The sequence below is a fragment of the Vibrio sagamiensis NBRC 104589 genome, from assembly GCF_007990935.1.
GTDB classification, from domain to species: Bacteria; Pseudomonadota; Gammaproteobacteria; order Enterobacterales; family Vibrionaceae; genus Vibrio; species Vibrio sagamiensis.
This window is the reverse complement of record NZ_BJXJ01000004.1, coordinates 68,241-84,702: the sequence shown is the minus strand read 5'-3', so window position 1 is coordinate 84,702 and position 16,462 is coordinate 68,241. Positions and strand designations below refer to the sequence as shown.

Genomic DNA, 16,462 nt, shown 5'->3' with positions numbered 1-16,462 from the left:
CTGCACCATCTAATGAAGGTCTTTAATAGAACCATCTATTTTACTAACTTCAAAATATTTCATTACATTATCGTCAAACGATACTTCAACATAAAGATTATGCTCGCCACGCATGAAACCTCTTAAGATAGGTTCAAAGCTCAGTACAATAGGTTGACTGCATCCATCTAAAGATACGAGATCTTCTTGATCACAAATAACTTGCCGATTATAACTGTCTCTTAAAAACATGGTTTGGTTGATCTTATCTGCTTGTCTTAGCTTATCAATAAAACCACTTTCAAAGTCGTAATCTAGTTCTAGGTAACTCTTTTTCTGAAAAAAGTATTGAGCGTTATTATCCCTAATATAACGACCGACCGTTACACTTGAGTTAACAAAATTTCTATTTGATGCAATACGCAAGCTAATGTTTGAAGCATTTTTATACCAATCATTTTCGATAACAGTACTAATAGAACTTGGAATAGGAAGATTATTGATATCGAGCTCTTCTCCTTGTTTAAACTGCCAATGAAATGCTAACTCAGCCATATTATAAATATAGCCTGATACCTCTCTTGGAAAAGATAACCAAATCCCTCCTTTGGCATACTCACCAAATCCAAGGCCATCATAACCATATAAAGTTTTCCATACTTCACTCGGTTCGTTATCGTAGTGATGTTGGTTATTAATTGCCTCTGATGACGACCAGCTAATCATGCTTTGTGGAATGTCGACTCTTACATTCGGATTGAAAAGACGAACTTGGTCAGGCAGGCTACAAAAACCAGATATAGGATAAGAATAGATATCTCCCGATATGTTTTGATGAGCATTCCAATATTCCTTTAGAACAGGAATAACTCTGTATTCGTAGTTTTTACCGTAAACAATGTTCGCCTTAATATTTTTTCCATCTACATTAATGTACCCATCAGAGTCATTTAAGGCACTAGAAAATGTGAGTTTTTCAAGGTCGAGACTTTCCATGCCAAGTTGATGCCGCACATTCATTGAATTGACTCTTTCCATTAGGTCATGACAGGCCAATGCTCCTTCGTGTGGTTGAACTACCGATTCAGAAACATGCAATATATTGATGTATTCTGTGGAATTCTCATCTCTTGTTCCTGTATCTGACGTATTGGTTTCGTTATCAACATCAGTGGAGCTATCTGTCTCAGTGGAACTATCTGTCTCAGTGGAACTCTGATTTTCAATCACATGTCCTTTACTCTCGATATCTTTCAACTCTCGAAATGATTCAAGTTCAGTAATACTATTATTTGATGAGGATACTAAGTATTTCTTAGTAATGAAGTCATCAAATTTTATCTTGATATACAGATCTTGCCTACCTGAAAAGAAATCTCGGAAGCTATTTTTAAAAGAGTTAAATACTTGTCTAGAGCAGCTAAGATTAGAAAACTTATTTCTTTCATCACATCTTATTGGTTTGCCATACTGATCGATTGGGATAAAAGATTCATTGAGTGTTTGTGATTCACCAAGTAATCTTAATAAAGCTTGATTGTCAATATGGTTATTACTTTTTATAGATTGAATAAAGTCATCATTACTAAAGCAAGAGTCATCTTTGGATACAATGGAACGATCAACATTACTGAAATCAGGATATAATGAAAATGTAATTTCAATGGACTTGCATGAATCAGACCACCCCTGATAAATCCACTTCTCAACGGAATCTGGAATCATTGTAAGCATTGAATTATTAATCTCTATTTCTTCAAAATCCCAAAGAAGTGCAATGGAATCGTCAATTCTAGATTCCTCCATCGGTAAGCTATATGGGTAATGTAGCCAAACTCCTGACTTTATATGATCACCAAAGCCTATTCCATCAAAACCATATGAATTTTTTAAAAAGTCGTAGGGTGTATTATCATAATTTTCTTGATTTTCTTCCGCTTGATTCGATTTCCATTCGGTTAATTTAGCATCAACATTGATATTTAAATGACTATTTGAGATTAACACGGAGTCTATAATTTCGCATTGCCCTACGAGGCTTATTTTTGATAGTTCTATATCAGACTCTATGCTCCCATCATCTATGCCGTAAAAACCATAATTTATATAATGTGTTTTTATCGAGTCCAAGTCAAATTGATCATTACCAAAATAAATTTTTGACTGCATATCCTCAAGAACAGATTTACTAAACTCAATATCTTTTTTATTTAAAAATGATTTATCATAAATATTTTCTCTGTTTAAAGAAGACATTAAATCTAATAAGTTTCCACATGATGAATCCATTACTTTCTGATCACTTTTTATTATAACCAGAATGCTGTCTTCACTGTATTTTGAGTCTTCATGTTCCAATGCATTCAGAAAACCTGAATACATAATAAATAAAAAATAAATAACTTTCTTAATTCTAGCCATAAATGGTATTAACCTGTCTACCTATTATTAATAAAATCACGTGCTGCATTTCTGATCTGCTCATTGATAGACATCGCCTCTTTGCCTAGTACTTCAGCCTGAGCTAAAGCGGCTTCTCGCTTTCTTTCAATCTGCTCATCTAACCACTCAACATTATCTCCACTTTTAAAAGAATCATTTCTTTTCACCATGATTTCCTTTATTTCATCTATTTGGAGTTTTTGTTCTCTTACTTTTTCCAAATACTGGTTAATTGGCTCTTCTAGATGTGGGAAGTGCGTTATAATTTCTGACATTGCTTCTGTTTTAGAAATATTATCTAAACCTTCATCTTCTAAGTTGATTTTAAGAGTTTGTTCAGAGACATCAGTATCTACATTATTTTCATCAGTTTGTCGAAAGTTATCCCTAACCTCTGTGCTATTATTTTTTTTGTAAGATTCATTTATTTCATCACCTTTTTCTATTTCGACTATCTCGTCTGAGCTTGAATCTGTTAGATTATTATCGTTGATGATTTTTTCACTTTTCTCATAAAAGAAAGCATAGTAAGCACAACCACATAGAAGTAATGCTACAAAAATTATTTTTATTTTCATTTATTATCCCTGAATTTAATAAATTGCTGGAGAAATATCTCCAGCAATTTTATCGCTTAATCACATCTATTTTTGTCAATGCAAACTTTTACATTAATTAAGGCACTGCCCTCATTAATAACATACGAATCTTTGTTAAAGCTCTTACGAATTGTTCCATACTGGGTACTTGTACTAGAAGTCGTTCCTTGAGCTTTTCCACCTCCAAGGCTATCAAGTGTTTTAAGAACAACGCCACCTATTTGACAGAATAAGTTTTGAGGACAGATACCCATAACACCTTTAGCAATGTCATTACCAACTGAGCTGGTTTCTAGTTCTGGATTGTCTTTATCAACGACCTCAACTTTATATTCTTCCGCGTATACAGCGAGGAACATTTGCCACATATCGTTATACATCTGACGCTCAAAGCTATCAGCCATTTCACGAGATTCACTTGGATTTGCTCCTTGAGGTTTCACTTTTAGACTACAGTGCATTCCCATATTGTCTCGAGCAGTGGTTTTAACTTCATCCCAAGACTTCGTTTTAGTTCTAAACCAACTCCACCTTCGGCTGCTCCCCGCATTTCTCCAATAGCTATTCATACGATCAACATTGATTGTACAGAAACCACTCACTTTTCCTGGATAAGCATAATAGCTGTAAGATAAGCCAACCGGCTGTGTAAATACGACCTGATTATCCAAAGGCTGGTAATAGCTCTCTTCTACAGTCCAAGAAACAGGTTTAGAACTTCCTGAGCTTGACGAGTAGCTTGTTTCCATACTGTGTTTATATTCACCACAGCGTGCCCCTTTTGTTACATAGAAAACGAAGCCACCAGAACCAAAGGCTTTTTCGTCCATTGCTTTAAAACTCAATTGTTTTGGACGTTCGTCACTTTCTAAGCGCTCAAAAGGCATCTCCCATACATCTAGCGCATCCTTTTTGACCAAAGTATCAGCTGGATAAGTAATCACATTCTGATGATAAAGTGGTACTCCGCTTGATTTAACCTTAAAGTTATCAACAGTCACGCCAGAATTTAACCGAATATTGAACACTTCAAGCTGTTTTACATCGAAGTAAGATTTTCCAGACTTTGCAAGTATATTTTTCAAGTCTTTTGCTTCATTGTGATAAAGGTTATATCCCGCTGTTGCACGTCCAACAATTTTACTTTCTTCTTCTTTGAGTGTTTCTTTTTCTATATTGAATGAGAATTTCACAACATCTTGCTGAGCCTTAACAATAGCTGAAGCAAACTTTATATCATCCTGAATTAACTCTAACTCTTGTGCATTTGCTTCCTGATAAGCCTTCTCAGCATAATACTCGCCTCTTATAGAATCTTTATTTCTCTTAACTTCAGATAAATTTGATGATAGCGAATTAATACGATTATCGTACTTTGCATTTAATGCTGATAACTTTGATGAGTATTCACTATTAGCATCCTGTATACAGGAAAGCATTTTAGCTGTATCACTCGTGTTTGCCGATACACAATTTGTTATCTTGTCGGATTTTTCACTCGTTAAACTAAGAAACTCACCGTTCCTTTTTGTTTCTATATCTTTGAGATCTTCTTCAATTTCGCTTTTTTCTTGAGTATATTCAAACCATAAGCTTTCAAGGCTTTTAAATTTTGCAATTCTATCTCTATTTTCTAAACCAGCGGCCCTTACTTTGGCTCTATTTTCTTTAATAATATTCAACATGTCAGTATTTTGATTAGCGATTGAATAAGTTATTTGAAAATAGTTACTGATGTATTCACCGTTATCACTAGCCCTTTGCTTTTCTTCAGCAGTTAGCGGCATCGTATATGTCTGGCGTCTCATATTTAAATAATCTGAACACATTGCACCACTGCTATCTAGCTCAGTATAATCCCCTTTGATTTCTTTAACATTTGCAGGGCCAACATGAAGCGTGTTCCGATTCTCATGATCTGGTACGACATTACCGATACTTGATGGGAGCTCAATACCCAATTTACTAAGTGGATCGCCTTTCGTGGTATCAGGCATTGAGTTAGCACTACTATGGCATAGGCCAAGTGCGGTAACAATCGCTACCTTCAAAATATTTTGTTTCACAAATTATTCCTTATTTTAAATCTATTAGAGCTTATTGTGTATATCTTTTAACTCTTTCAAATCTTCATCTAATATATTTCCATTATTTTCCAACCACCTTATTTGTTTTTCTATAAATAATTTCACCTCCTGCTTTGATTTTTTCACCTTAGAGTCTTCCAATCTAAATATAACAAGTATTTTCTGTACCTCTTGACTACAGTAATTAGGCTCACCATTTTCACAACTTATGTATAGTTCATCTTTCGCTTGTTCTAATTTACTCACTAGCCCTTCAGCTTCAATTCTATCCAAAAAGTCATCGCTATTTTGAGCAAATCTTTTCAAGAAATTAATAGTCATATCTAAAGTGTGCCTTATCGTTATATAGTCTGATGATGGAGCTGTACTACTTAACAAAAAAGCGATCCAATTATCACGTGTATTTAGGCCATCTATATATGTATTAATTGAATAAGGGTCTGGATATGATGTAATACTATCAATTACCATTGAACATCCAGGCTTCATAACTTGAAAACCAGAAAGTCCTTCAATCCGATTGAATTTCACTCTTAATTGCTCATATTTATGGTTTACCGTTGCAAATTGATTTTGTCCGGCACGGTCAGCAGAAACGCTGATATTCAACTTTTCTCTTCTACTATCATACATTGAAAAGTTTAGATTAAGGGGTCTAAGTGACTCACATGTAAAGTTATACTCTAACTTTGTCTTGTAACTAAGATCTTTAAACTTAGTTTTTTCTTTAAGATAATTAGGTGTAATAGTTTTTTCTGTATCAAATTTACATTTTGGTGTGAATCGAGTTCCATTCGACATTTCAACTCTTTTACAGTCCCTCTCCGCACTAAAGATGATTTCCTCTGAAAAAGATTCACCGGCTGATATAATAAGAGAGATTAAAAATGGTATTTTAAATTTCATTGAAAATTCCTATCATTAATATTTGCTATTAAAGTATATTTATTTATTTGACCTTGGTTATTAGTTACAGAAATAATCATCCTTATTTCATTATCATCATTTGTACAAGCTCGATAGGCAGACTTTTCAAGTTTCATTTTTATTGTATTCATGGCAGAAATTTCACCACTCCCACTTGGTAAGAAACTTCCTCTCATTGTTCCTAGCTCTTTAATTCCAGTTAACGCCTGTATCTCATTATAAAAACTAGGTATCCAATGTACGCCGTTCATGGATAAATATAAAATATCAACATTTTTAATTTCTTCACTAAACTTTGTTGTATCATTATTTAAACGCCAAACTATATTTATCTCTCTATCTTTTTTGAAATTATTTATTGCTTTTAATACTTCTAATCTTTTTAATAAATTATTTTTTTCACTCACCAACTGAAACATTCGTAACTTCAGATCTTTGTTATGTCCTTGTTGTCTAATTTCTTGTATTATCGTCTTTAAATCTTTAATTACCTCAACACTTTTTATACTCAAAGATTTTATTTCAGGTTCTGTTTTTAAATAATCATCACATAACCATAGAGGTTTATTATCAATAGGGTGTGTATAAACTCGCCCAATAATTTCATCATCCGAGTTATTGTTTAACTCATCAAAAATAGCATTTCCATCACGGTTAACAGATAAAAATGCCACATTAATTGCTGCCTCTAAGTAACTTAAGTTGTTATTTGTAGAATTATTCATGTAATTAGACAGTTTTTCCTCCAAAAATCCTGAGATATTTATTTTTGGACCTTTATCATTCTGGTTAGGTTCTCCATCATAGTTTGCACTTAATTCATAGGTGTTTAATTCTCCCTCAATCATAAAAAGCTTATCTTCAAAATATGTTAATTGTTGGTCAACACCATTGTAGAATAAAGGTATAGCTACCTGCTCTAAAGGCTGGATACATACTTCCTTAGAGCTTTCATCACACCAAAACATTGAAATATTTACTTCTGAAAATTCAATATTTGCTTTTTGGAAGAACTTTTGTCTCTTATCTATACTAAGCTTGTTAATTCGATTGGTTAGTCTATTAAGCCTCTTATTTAACTTTTTATACTTACTTTGTATAGCAAGATCTTTGTCTATATTTTTTAGTATATTCCAGAAAGTCAAATTGTTATTCTTTATTAATTCTAGTTCTGAATGGATATTTTCTACTTCATCTGAGTTATAATATGGATAGTTAGACACTTTAGAAATAATATTATTATACTCATCGTTTACTTCTTTCTCTAAATGTAAAGCTAATGAATAACGGTTGAATAAAGCAGTTTGATTTAAACTATCAGTTATACTCTCTACTTTTTTAATTCCTCTCAATCTGAACATCATTTTTTTAAATTCAAGACTTGCTTTGCTATTTTTTTCTTTTTTTCTACGAATGGTGTGAAAGTTATAAAGTCTTTCATACATATCCTGATGAATAACTGTTCCTTGAGGAAAAAATTGGTCAATTATATTTTTATTTTTTAATATCTGACTTATGTGGACCCACTTTACACCCAGTTTTTCTTCGTAAGCATCGACGCTATTTAAAATATTTTCTTTAACACTACATGGCACATCAATCGTCTTAAAGCATTGTAAATCTTGATCAAACTCAGATGCTTCACATATATCATTACAACTTTCTTCATTATATTTATAATAACATTGTTTTGGCTCAAAGTTTGTGAGCTGTATGGTAAGTGGACATTCTTCTGCTAATAAAGTGGCACTATTAATTAATAAAATCATTATTACAAACCGAATCACTCAAACCTCTCAAATTAATTTTATAAATACCCCCACAAAGTAGCAAAGCTCGCTATTTATATCAATTATGACATTAAATTCAAATGTTTAGCGTTAGTTTTATATATATTCAAAAAAGTCAAATAAATATTTTATTACATTTGTTTGTTTTTTTAAAAAAAGTAAGATTAATTTTATTTATATCATCCTAACAATAAACAAATGTGATGCTAATTGAAATAAAAATCCAATTTAATGTTACATAAAACATTAAATTAATGTTTTGTCTCATCATACGAAAAACTGACATCAATATTAATTCAATAGAAAATAGAATGTTCGTTTTCTTTTTTTGAGATTTTTTGTCAATTTTGCAAACTGAGTCGCATGTTTACTGCTTAAGAAATGCTTTTTTATCTGAAATCATTACCTTTTTATTATTAACAATATAATAGTATGAATTCATATATGGATGCGGGTAGATTCGGTCATGGACATCAATAAAAAACTCATTCTATTGGCCGATAATTTTCACAAAGTCGTTAGTTATATAACCTCATTATTCATTACCGGTTGCGTTACCGTAACAGATGGGCAATTACAGAAAGTAGCCAACCCGATTCTATTATCTGAATCAAGAGTTAATCTTGGTGTAGGTTACCTTCAGCAAGGTAATATGATTCGTGCTTATCAAAATTTTCAGCAAGCGCTTGTTTACGCACCTAACTATTATCGAGCACAGCTATCTATGGCGCATTATTATGAGCGTGTCGGTGATGAACATAAAGCTAGCAAGATGTACCAGTCCGCGCTGAACAAACATTACAATAACGGTCATGTATTAAATAACTATGCCACTTTTTTGTGTAAGAAAAACCTATATGATGCTGCGGATACTATGTTTAACAAAGCAATTGCTCAACCTGACTACTCGCTTGTGCCAAACAGCTATGAAAACGCAGGCCTCTGCGCTTTAAAAGCAGGTAAGACAGAGAAAGCCAAATACAATTTTCGCCGCGCAATTGATCATGACCCATATCGTCCAGTGTCTTTACTTCAGTTAGCGAAGCTTCAGTTGGAAAATGAAGAATACTCCTCTGCTCAAAAAAGCTTGTCACACTTTTATCAAGCTTTTGGTACCACCAAGGCTTACCTCGAATTAATGGTAGTGCTCGAAACCGCACTTGGTAATATGGTAAGCGCTGAAGAGCATCAAAATCACCTTGATAACCTAGTTTAAGGTTAATTTTGAATATTACTGGCATCTGTAATTGTTGGCTTTTTTTGTCTTACCACCCACAATTATAATTATGTTCCCTTTGCTTGGATCTGCCATTGTCGTTCAAACCTAATTCACTCAAACTACTGTCAATTATATTGCCCTTGACATTAATTTGGGGATGTAAAGAGAGCACTCACCCAGATCTGTATTGGTCGATGGGTGATTTCTCCATCCCTTCTTACCAGCTCAAACATCAATGTGAAGAACCCAGAGTGGGTACAGATCCTTTCAATGGCAAGTTTTACCCTGATCGCTATGGTTCAACTTTCTCGGAAAAGATGTATCTCAGGGCATTTAACCACGAAACCTATCTTTGGTATGACGAAGTCATCGATACAGATCCTCTGACTTATGATACCGTTGCTCATTATTTTGCTTCTTTGATCACTTCAGACAAAACACCTCAAGGCCGTTTCAAAGATCGTTTTCATTATATAGCTTCTTACGACGATTACATGAAGGCTCAAAAAAAAGGGCTAAAAGCTGGATTTGGGTTTCACTTTAAGACCCTACATAATCAGCCTCCAAGAGATATTAGAATTGCTTACACAGATGACCATTCCCCGGCTTCATTGCAGGGGGTTGTTAGAGGTGACCAATTATTAGAAATAAACGGCATCGACGTGGTGAACACTGTAGTCGAAGAGGAGCTCTCGTTGATTAATCAAGTTCTGAGTGACCCTGATTTAAACCAAGTAGTGACGTTTATGTTCCAGTCTACCGAAACCCATCCAAAGGTTGTCACTTTAACTGCCACTGAAGTAATAACAACGCCAGTTCATAACGTTAAAGTTATTCCTCTACAAGACAAATATATTGGTTACATGCAATTTAATTCGTTTGTCAGTCATGCTCAAATGCCATTAATTGAGGCATTTACTTTTTTCAAAGATCAAGATATCGACGAGCTGATCATTGATTTACGCTACAATGGTGGTGGTTTAATCGGTCAATCTGCCCAAGTGGCTTATATGATCAGTGGTAAAAGCGAAGCGTCTCTTTTTGCTGAATTAATATATAACGACAAAATGGCCCACATTACTCAACAGGGTCACAATCAATACCAATTTATCGACCGCCAAATCGATTGGGAGAATAACCAGCCTACTCACTCATTTTTACCATCGCTAAATTCACAGCGGCTATTTGTCCTCACTTCAGCGCAAACCGCCTCTGCAAGTGAATTATTAATCAACGGCCTTAGAGGTGTAGATATTGATGTCATACAGATTGGATTGCCAACTCTGGGTAAACCTTACGGTTTTGTCCCCGAGCAGAACTGTGGCAATATGTATTTCACCGTACAGTTTCAATCCATCAATGCCAAAGGTTTTTATAAGTTTGACGACGGGTTCATCCCAACTGACAAGGACCAAGTATCAGTAAATACTGGTTTAGATAATCTTGTCGAAGGTTGCCTTGTTAGTGATGACCTTACCCAGCTATTGGGAGACCCTAAGGAAGGGTTATTATCTGCAGCATTGGAATACATTACTAGCCAGCGCTGTCCCGATGTGGAGCCAACGGTTAACGCCAGTTACAACGCGGGATACATACAACATTCTCCCTCATTATTCCTTAAAAAAATGCCGTGGCACAATGAGAGCATTCACCTACCACTTGATAATATCTACCCTCATAACCCGTGAACTTCATCGCTCTTGGTGGCTGAATATGAGTGGATATAGCTTTTTAGTAACAAAACCCAAGTAACCTCAAGATACTTTGTTCAGTTTAAGGTCACTTGGGTTTCGTTTCGCTGTATTTTCGTAGATTGGTTTTAAAAAAAGTGAAACGTCATATTAGCAGTCAAACTATGAAGGGCTTCGCTTTTTGTATTCATTTCTAAACCAAAAGCTTGATAACCCACCCCCATAGACCAACTTTTTGAAATGAGATATTCCAATCCCAATCCAAACATATAAGAAATACCATCGTCTTTGTACAAATAGCTAATATCATCTTTATAGTCAATGTTATAAGAGTTAATGCCACCTTTTGCGTATAGGTGTAGAGATCCAAAGTTAATACTCGGCTTGACAGCAGCATAAAAAGAAGCAAGATCTGCATTCCCACTTAATCCATGGAAAGAAAAGTCCATATTACCATGTTTAAAGTAACCAAATTCAAGCCCGATAAGTGGCATGATTTCTGTCCCTACATGCAAACCATATGTTATATCTGACTCATTTTCCACACGAGATTGGCCAAGTTGACCACCGGCATAAAGCCATGAGTTAGCGAAGACAGGAGTAGACCAAACAGCCAATACCAACAGCGAGATTCTTCCTTTCATAACTCTCCCTTCCTTGTGTAATTTCAAAAATGCTTGTTGTTCTTTATCATGTTTGTAATTATTTAAACCCTTAATAAAAAAGACTTTTATAATTTTTTATTGCCAATTTTCTTCTTTAGGAGGATAAGGATTAAACTTTTTAACAAAGATATAATTAAACTATATACCTAAGTTTTACGTAATGCTGTTTTTAATCAAAAAAAATACCAGCCAAGTGCTGGTATTTTAAAATAATAAGTATTAGAGAAAAATTATAAAAAATGTAACGTTGCAGTTAACGAAAAAGTGTCAACGTTATCTTTATCAATTGTATAGTTCATATAGCTAGCGCCAACAGATAAAGGTCCGTAAACGAAGTATTCTGCTCCAACACCATACATGATGTCTAAATCATCATCATCTTTTGCACCAGACACATCTTTGTCCCATTGGTGAAGGCCACCTTTCGCATAAACATGTAGTGGACCAAAATCAATACTTGGTTTTAAAGCCGCGTAGTATGATTTTAGTCTTGTCTTATGACCTGAAACTTTAAATTTACCATGCTGTGTAACACCTGCTTCAACACCAATTATTGGTAAGATGCCCGTACCAACATGTACAGAGTAAGAAGTATCTGTTTCGCCTTTGTAATCGGCTTGACCAACAGAGGCACCACCATAAATCCATGAGTCTGCCATTGCCATAGAAGAAGCACTGAGCAGCGCAGTTGCCAATAAAATTTTCTTCATCATCAACCTTTGTCTTAATTATTGCTCACTCGAAGAACATGAGCGTTACACATATGAGGAAGGTGTATAATGCTTCCTCGTTTTATCGTATTAGAGCAAGGTTAAAACGTTCCCACCTCCCCCATAGGATGAGTATTGCCGTGATAACCCTGCGCAAATACCGCCTATTGTACCGCTTGTTTAGCAGGCATCAATCGCATTTTTGATACGTTTATCAGAAACTGGATAAGGAGTGCCTAATTGCTGAGCAAAAAAGCTCACTCGAAGCTCCTCGATCATCCAACGGATTTCCTTAACATTTTCTGGAATAACCATGCCTTTCGGGATCTTATTAAGTAGTTCTTTATAATCGGTAGTTACAGATTCTACTTTCAGCATGTGTAAACGGTCTTTGTTTGGATCGATCGGTAGCTTCTCCATACGGCGCTCAATCGCGCGCATGTAACGCAGAATATCTGGAAGACGCTTCCAACCACATTCTGTCGCGAAACCTTTGAAGATCAATCCTTCAATTTGTGCTTTGATGTCCGACAACGCAAACGCCATCGTGAAATCGATCTTGCCTTTCAACTTCTTATTGATATTGAAAGCCGTTGTCAGGATAGTTTCCACTTGCTGTGCAATTTCGACCACAGTATCACCAAGCTCAGCTCGTACATGTTCCTTCAATGCGTCAAATTTTTCAGGCTCCCAAACCAAACCGCCCTGCGCTTCGATCAATTTATCAACACCACACGCGATACAGTCATCAATCAAGTCTAGAACTTTACCATATGGATTAAAGTACAGACCCAACTTCGATTTATTTGGTAAGTTGGTGTGCAGGTATTTGATTGGCGACGGGACATTTAATAAAATCAGGCGACGTTGGCCCGCCTGCATCGCAGTAACTTGTTCAAATTCCGTTTCATAAAGCTTAATTTCAACACTGTCTTTGGCATCAACAATCGCTGGATATGCCTTAACGTCATATCCTCCACGTTTTTGTTGATATACCTTAGGTAATTCACCAAAGCTCCATGTTCGAAGTTCTTTTTGTTCGATATCATCATCCGCAACTTTTGAAAGAGTCTCTTGAACTTTATCTTTTAAGCTCTCTTTCAATTCATGCAGATCTTTGTCCTCTTTTAACTTGCGACTTCTATGATCTACGGCGCGGAAAGTCACTTTTAAATGATCCGGAACTTGTTCCATATTCCACTCTTCACGCAGAACTTCTACCCCAGTCATTCGACGAAGCTCTTTCTCCAATGAATCGAGAAGTGGTGCTTCCATTGGTGTGATACGAGCTAAGAATGCATCGGCGTAGTTTGGCGCAGGCACAAAGTTTTTACGAACAGTCTTCGGCAGCGACTTGATCAAGCTGACAATAAGTTCATGACGCAAGCCCGGTATTTGCCAATCAAACCCGGCGGTTTCCACCTGGTTTAAAATGGGTAGAGGGAGATGCACCGTTACACCGTCACTATCTTCTCCAGGTTCAAATTGATAGCTTAACTTCAGCTTCAAATTATTCTGATACCAAAAGTTCGGATAATCCAAGTCAGTAACATGGCTGGCATCGCCCTTGAACAACATCTCTTTCTCGAAGTTCAGTAGTTCTTTGTTCTCCTTCGATGCTTGCTTCCACCACGTATCGAAGTGTTTGCCTGAAACCACATCAGTACTGACACGCTGATCATAGAAGTCAAACAATTCATCGTCATCGACTAAGATATCGCGACGACGCGATTTATGTTCAAGTTCTTCCACTTCTTGAAGGAGCTTACGGTTTTGCTTGAAGAACGCGTGCTTAGTTTCCCACTCTCCTTCCACCAGCGCACTACGAATGAAGATTTCACGACTCAAGGTAGGATCGATACTGCCGTAGTTCACCAAACGCTTTGGTACAATTGGCACCCCATAAAGCATCACTTTCTCGTGTGCCATGACTGCTGCACGTTTCTTTGACCAATGCGGCTCACTGTAGCTACGTTTAATCAGGTGCTTCGCTAACGGCTCAATCCACTCTGGTTGAATCTTGGCGATGATACGACCCCAAAGTTTTGAAGTTTCCACCAACTCAGCAGACATGATCCACTTGGGTTGTTTCTTAAATAGCCCCGATGCAGGGAAGATATGGAAACGAGCGTTACGCGCACCTTGGTATTCATTCTTCTCTTGGTCTTTCATACCAATGTGCGACAACAAACCAACAAGGATTGAGCTGTGTACTCCATGGTAAGACGCAGGTTCATCGTTAAGTTTGAACTCCATTTCACGCATAGACTGGTGAATTTGGAAGTACACATCTTGCCACTCACGCACGCGCAAGTAGTTCAGGTAGTCTTGTTTACATTGCTTGCGGAACTGGTTACCCGTTAGTGCTTTTTGCTGCTTCTGGATGTAGTCCCACAGGTTCACAAACGTCAGAAAATCTGAGTCTTCATGGAAGAAACGTTTGTGCTTGTCATCGGATGATTGCTGCTTGTCACTTGGACGTTCGCGCGGGTCTTGAATCGACAATGCCGCTGCAATGATCATCACTTCTTTCAATGCTCCTTGCTTTGGTGATTCCAAGACCATACGTGCTAAACGTGGGTCAATTGGCAGGCGTGCAAGTTGACGACCAATGCTGGTTAGGCGTTTCTTACCTTGAGACTCGAGGTCTTTCGCTTCTGCGTTAATTGCACCAAGCTCTTCTAGAAGGCGAACACCATCTTGGATATTGCGTTTGTCAGGCGCTTCCACAAATGGGAAGGCTTGAATATCACCTAAGCCAAGTGCTGTCATCTGCAAGATAACCGACGCTAAGTTGGTACGTAGGATCTCAGGATCGGTAAACTCCGGACGAGACTCAAAATCTTCCTCTGAGTACAAACGAATACAGATACCCTCTTCCACACGACCACAACGACCTTTACGCTGATTCGCACTCGCCTGAGAAACTGGCTCGATTGGAAGACGCTGAACCTTAGTACGGTAACTGTATCGGCTGATACGTGCCGTACCCGGATCGATCACGTACTTGATGCCCGGAACCGTTAACGAGGTCTCTGCGACGTTGGTGGCCAGTACAATGCGGCGACCAGCATGAGGTTGGAAAATTTTGTTCTGTTCACCCGCCGACAAACGTGCGTAAAGCGGCACAATTTCCGTGCTCTTCAGATTACGTTTAGACAGTGCATCAGCGGTATCACGGATTTCACGCTCACCGTTCATGAAGATCAGGATGTCACCTAAGCCTTCATCGCACAGTTCATCTACCGCTTCGAAGATGCCTTCAAGTTGGTCACGATCATTATCGTCATCACCACTTAGTGGGCGGTAACGTGTTTCTACTGGGTAAGTACGACCTGACACCTCAATAATTGGTGCGTTGTTGAAGTGTTTTGAAAAACGCTCAGGATCGATGGTTGCCGACGTGATGATCACTTTCAGGTCAGGACGACGTGGCAACAACTCTTTCAAGTAACCCAAGATGAAATCAATATTAAGGCTGCGCTCGTGCGCTTCATCGATAATGATGGTGTCGTATTGATTCAAGAAGCGGTCATGCTGAATTTCAGCCAGCAAGATACCGTCGGTCATCAATTTGATTTGGGTGTTTTCAGAGATCTGATCGTTGAATCGAACCTTGTAACCAACAAACTCACCAAGCTTGGTTTCCATCTCTTCGGCAATACGGTTTGCAACCGAGCGCGCCGCAAGACGACGAGGTTGAGTGTGACCAATCAGACCGAACTTACCGCGACCAAGCTCAGCACAGATTTTTGGTAGCTGAGTAGTTTTACCTGAACCGGTCTCACCTGCAACGATAACCACTTGGTTTTCTTCGATTGCTTTCGCAATGTCGTCACGTTTTTGGCTGACTGGCAAGATTTCAGGGTATTCAATCGTTGGCTGGTAACGACTACGTTGCTCAGCAACCATCATGGATTTGGCGATATCTAATGCGATCTCATCAAACACAGCGTTACGTGCTGCGTCTTTTCTGATTTTGCTCGCCCCAGAGATTCTTTTATTCAAACGAAACCTATCGCGCATCATGCACTGGTTAAGTGCCTTGCGTAGTGACGCCGCGTTATTTACTTGAGACTGAGGAGCGGCATTCTGAGCAACTTGTGCTTGAGATGCATTGGTCTGCTTCGCTTTGGCATTTTGAACACCATTTGACGGTGCCGCTTGCTCTTCAGCGGGATTCTTTTTTGAGGGCTGTGACGAAGTCAAAGCGTTTCCTATTCTTTTATTATTCAAACTAAGCCGATTGTAACACACGAGACTAAAAACGAGATAATAGAAAGGCTTGTATAGTCAAAATTTCACATTTAGCTAGCACTCGTTACTGTTCATTCTTTTTACACCTAAGTGACC

10 protein-coding genes are annotated in these 16,462 nt (G+C 37.2%); 2 read left to right on the top strand and 8 right to left on the bottom strand.

Going from position 1 to position 16,462, the window contains the following annotated elements; genetic code table 11:
* Positions 1 to 9: 9 nt before the first annotated feature.
* Genes VSA01S_RS03180 through VSA01S_RS03160 form a run of 5 tightly spaced genes read right to left on the bottom strand, consistent with a single transcriptional unit; the run spans position 10 to position 7,803 of the window.
* Positions 10 to 2,400 carry a hypothetical protein gene (locus VSA01S_RS03180; protein ID WP_039980992.1) on the bottom strand — a complete coding sequence of 797 codons (2,391 nt, stop codon included), beginning with the start codon at positions 2,398 to 2,400 and terminating at the stop codon, positions 10 to 12.
* A 17-nt stretch (positions 2,401 to 2,417) separates the two neighbouring features.
* The gene (locus tag VSA01S_RS03175; RefSeq protein ID WP_039980990.1) at positions 2,418 to 2,999 is read right to left on the bottom strand and encodes a hypothetical protein; all 582 of its coding nucleotides are present in this window, start codon (positions 2,997 to 2,999) and stop codon (positions 2,418 to 2,420) included.
* A 56-nt stretch (positions 3,000 to 3,055) separates the two neighbouring features.
* Positions 3,056 to 5,086, bottom strand: coding sequence for a hypothetical protein (locus tag VSA01S_RS03170; RefSeq protein ID WP_050567333.1), 2,031 nt, complete (start codon positions 5,084 to 5,086; stop codon positions 3,056 to 3,058).
* A gap of 24 nt (positions 5,087 to 5,110) precedes the next feature.
* Positions 5,111 to 6,013 carry a hypothetical protein gene (locus tag VSA01S_RS03165; RefSeq protein WP_039980989.1) on the bottom strand — a complete coding sequence of 301 codons (903 nt, stop codon included), beginning with the start codon at positions 6,011 to 6,013 and terminating at the stop codon, positions 5,111 to 5,113.
* On the bottom strand, positions 6,010 to 7,803 hold the full coding sequence (locus tag VSA01S_RS03160; protein WP_039980987.1) for a hypothetical protein: 1,794 nt from the start codon (positions 7,801 to 7,803) through the stop codon (positions 6,010 to 6,012). The genes VSA01S_RS03165 and VSA01S_RS03160 overlap by 4 nt, the downstream gene beginning before the upstream one ends.
* A 487-nt stretch (positions 7,804 to 8,290) precedes the next feature.
* Here VSA01S_RS03160 and pilW point away from each other — a divergent pair, with 487 nt between their 5' ends.
* The gene (gene pilW / locus VSA01S_RS03155; RefSeq protein WP_083932219.1) at positions 8,291 to 9,040 is read left to right on the top strand and encodes a type IV pilus biogenesis/stability protein PilW; all 750 of its coding nucleotides are present in this window, start codon (positions 8,291 to 8,293) and stop codon (positions 9,038 to 9,040) included.
* A gap of 95 nt (positions 9,041 to 9,135) precedes the next feature.
* Positions 9,136 to 10,731 carry a S41 family peptidase gene (locus VSA01S_RS03150; RefSeq protein ID WP_145993876.1) on the top strand — a complete coding sequence of 532 codons (1,596 nt, stop codon included), beginning with the start codon at positions 9,136 to 9,138 and terminating at the stop codon, positions 10,729 to 10,731.
* Between the two features lie 131 nt (positions 10,732 to 10,862).
* Here the strand turns inward: VSA01S_RS03150 and VSA01S_RS03145 are convergent, their stop codons facing one another.
* The 3 genes from VSA01S_RS03145 to hrpA all read right to left on the bottom strand — a co-directional run bounded on the left by VSA01S_RS03145 (position 10,863) and on the right by hrpA (position 16,318).
* Positions 10,863 to 11,378: an outer membrane beta-barrel protein gene (locus tag VSA01S_RS03145; RefSeq protein ID WP_039980292.1), complete on the bottom strand. Its 516-nt coding sequence runs from the start codon at positions 11,376 to 11,378 to the stop codon at positions 10,863 to 10,865.
* A gap of 251 nt (positions 11,379 to 11,629) precedes the next feature.
* A complete protein-coding gene (locus tag VSA01S_RS03140) occupies positions 11,630 to 12,109 on the bottom strand; it encodes a porin family protein (RefSeq protein ID WP_039980293.1) in 480 nt (159 codons plus the stop codon).
* Between the two features lie 180 nt (positions 12,110 to 12,289).
* Positions 12,290 to 16,318 carry an ATP-dependent RNA helicase HrpA gene (hrpA, locus tag VSA01S_RS03135; protein WP_083932220.1) on the bottom strand — a complete coding sequence of 1,343 codons (4,029 nt, stop codon included), beginning with the start codon at positions 16,316 to 16,318 and terminating at the stop codon, positions 12,290 to 12,292.
* Between the last annotated feature and the right edge of the window lie 144 nt (positions 16,319 to 16,462).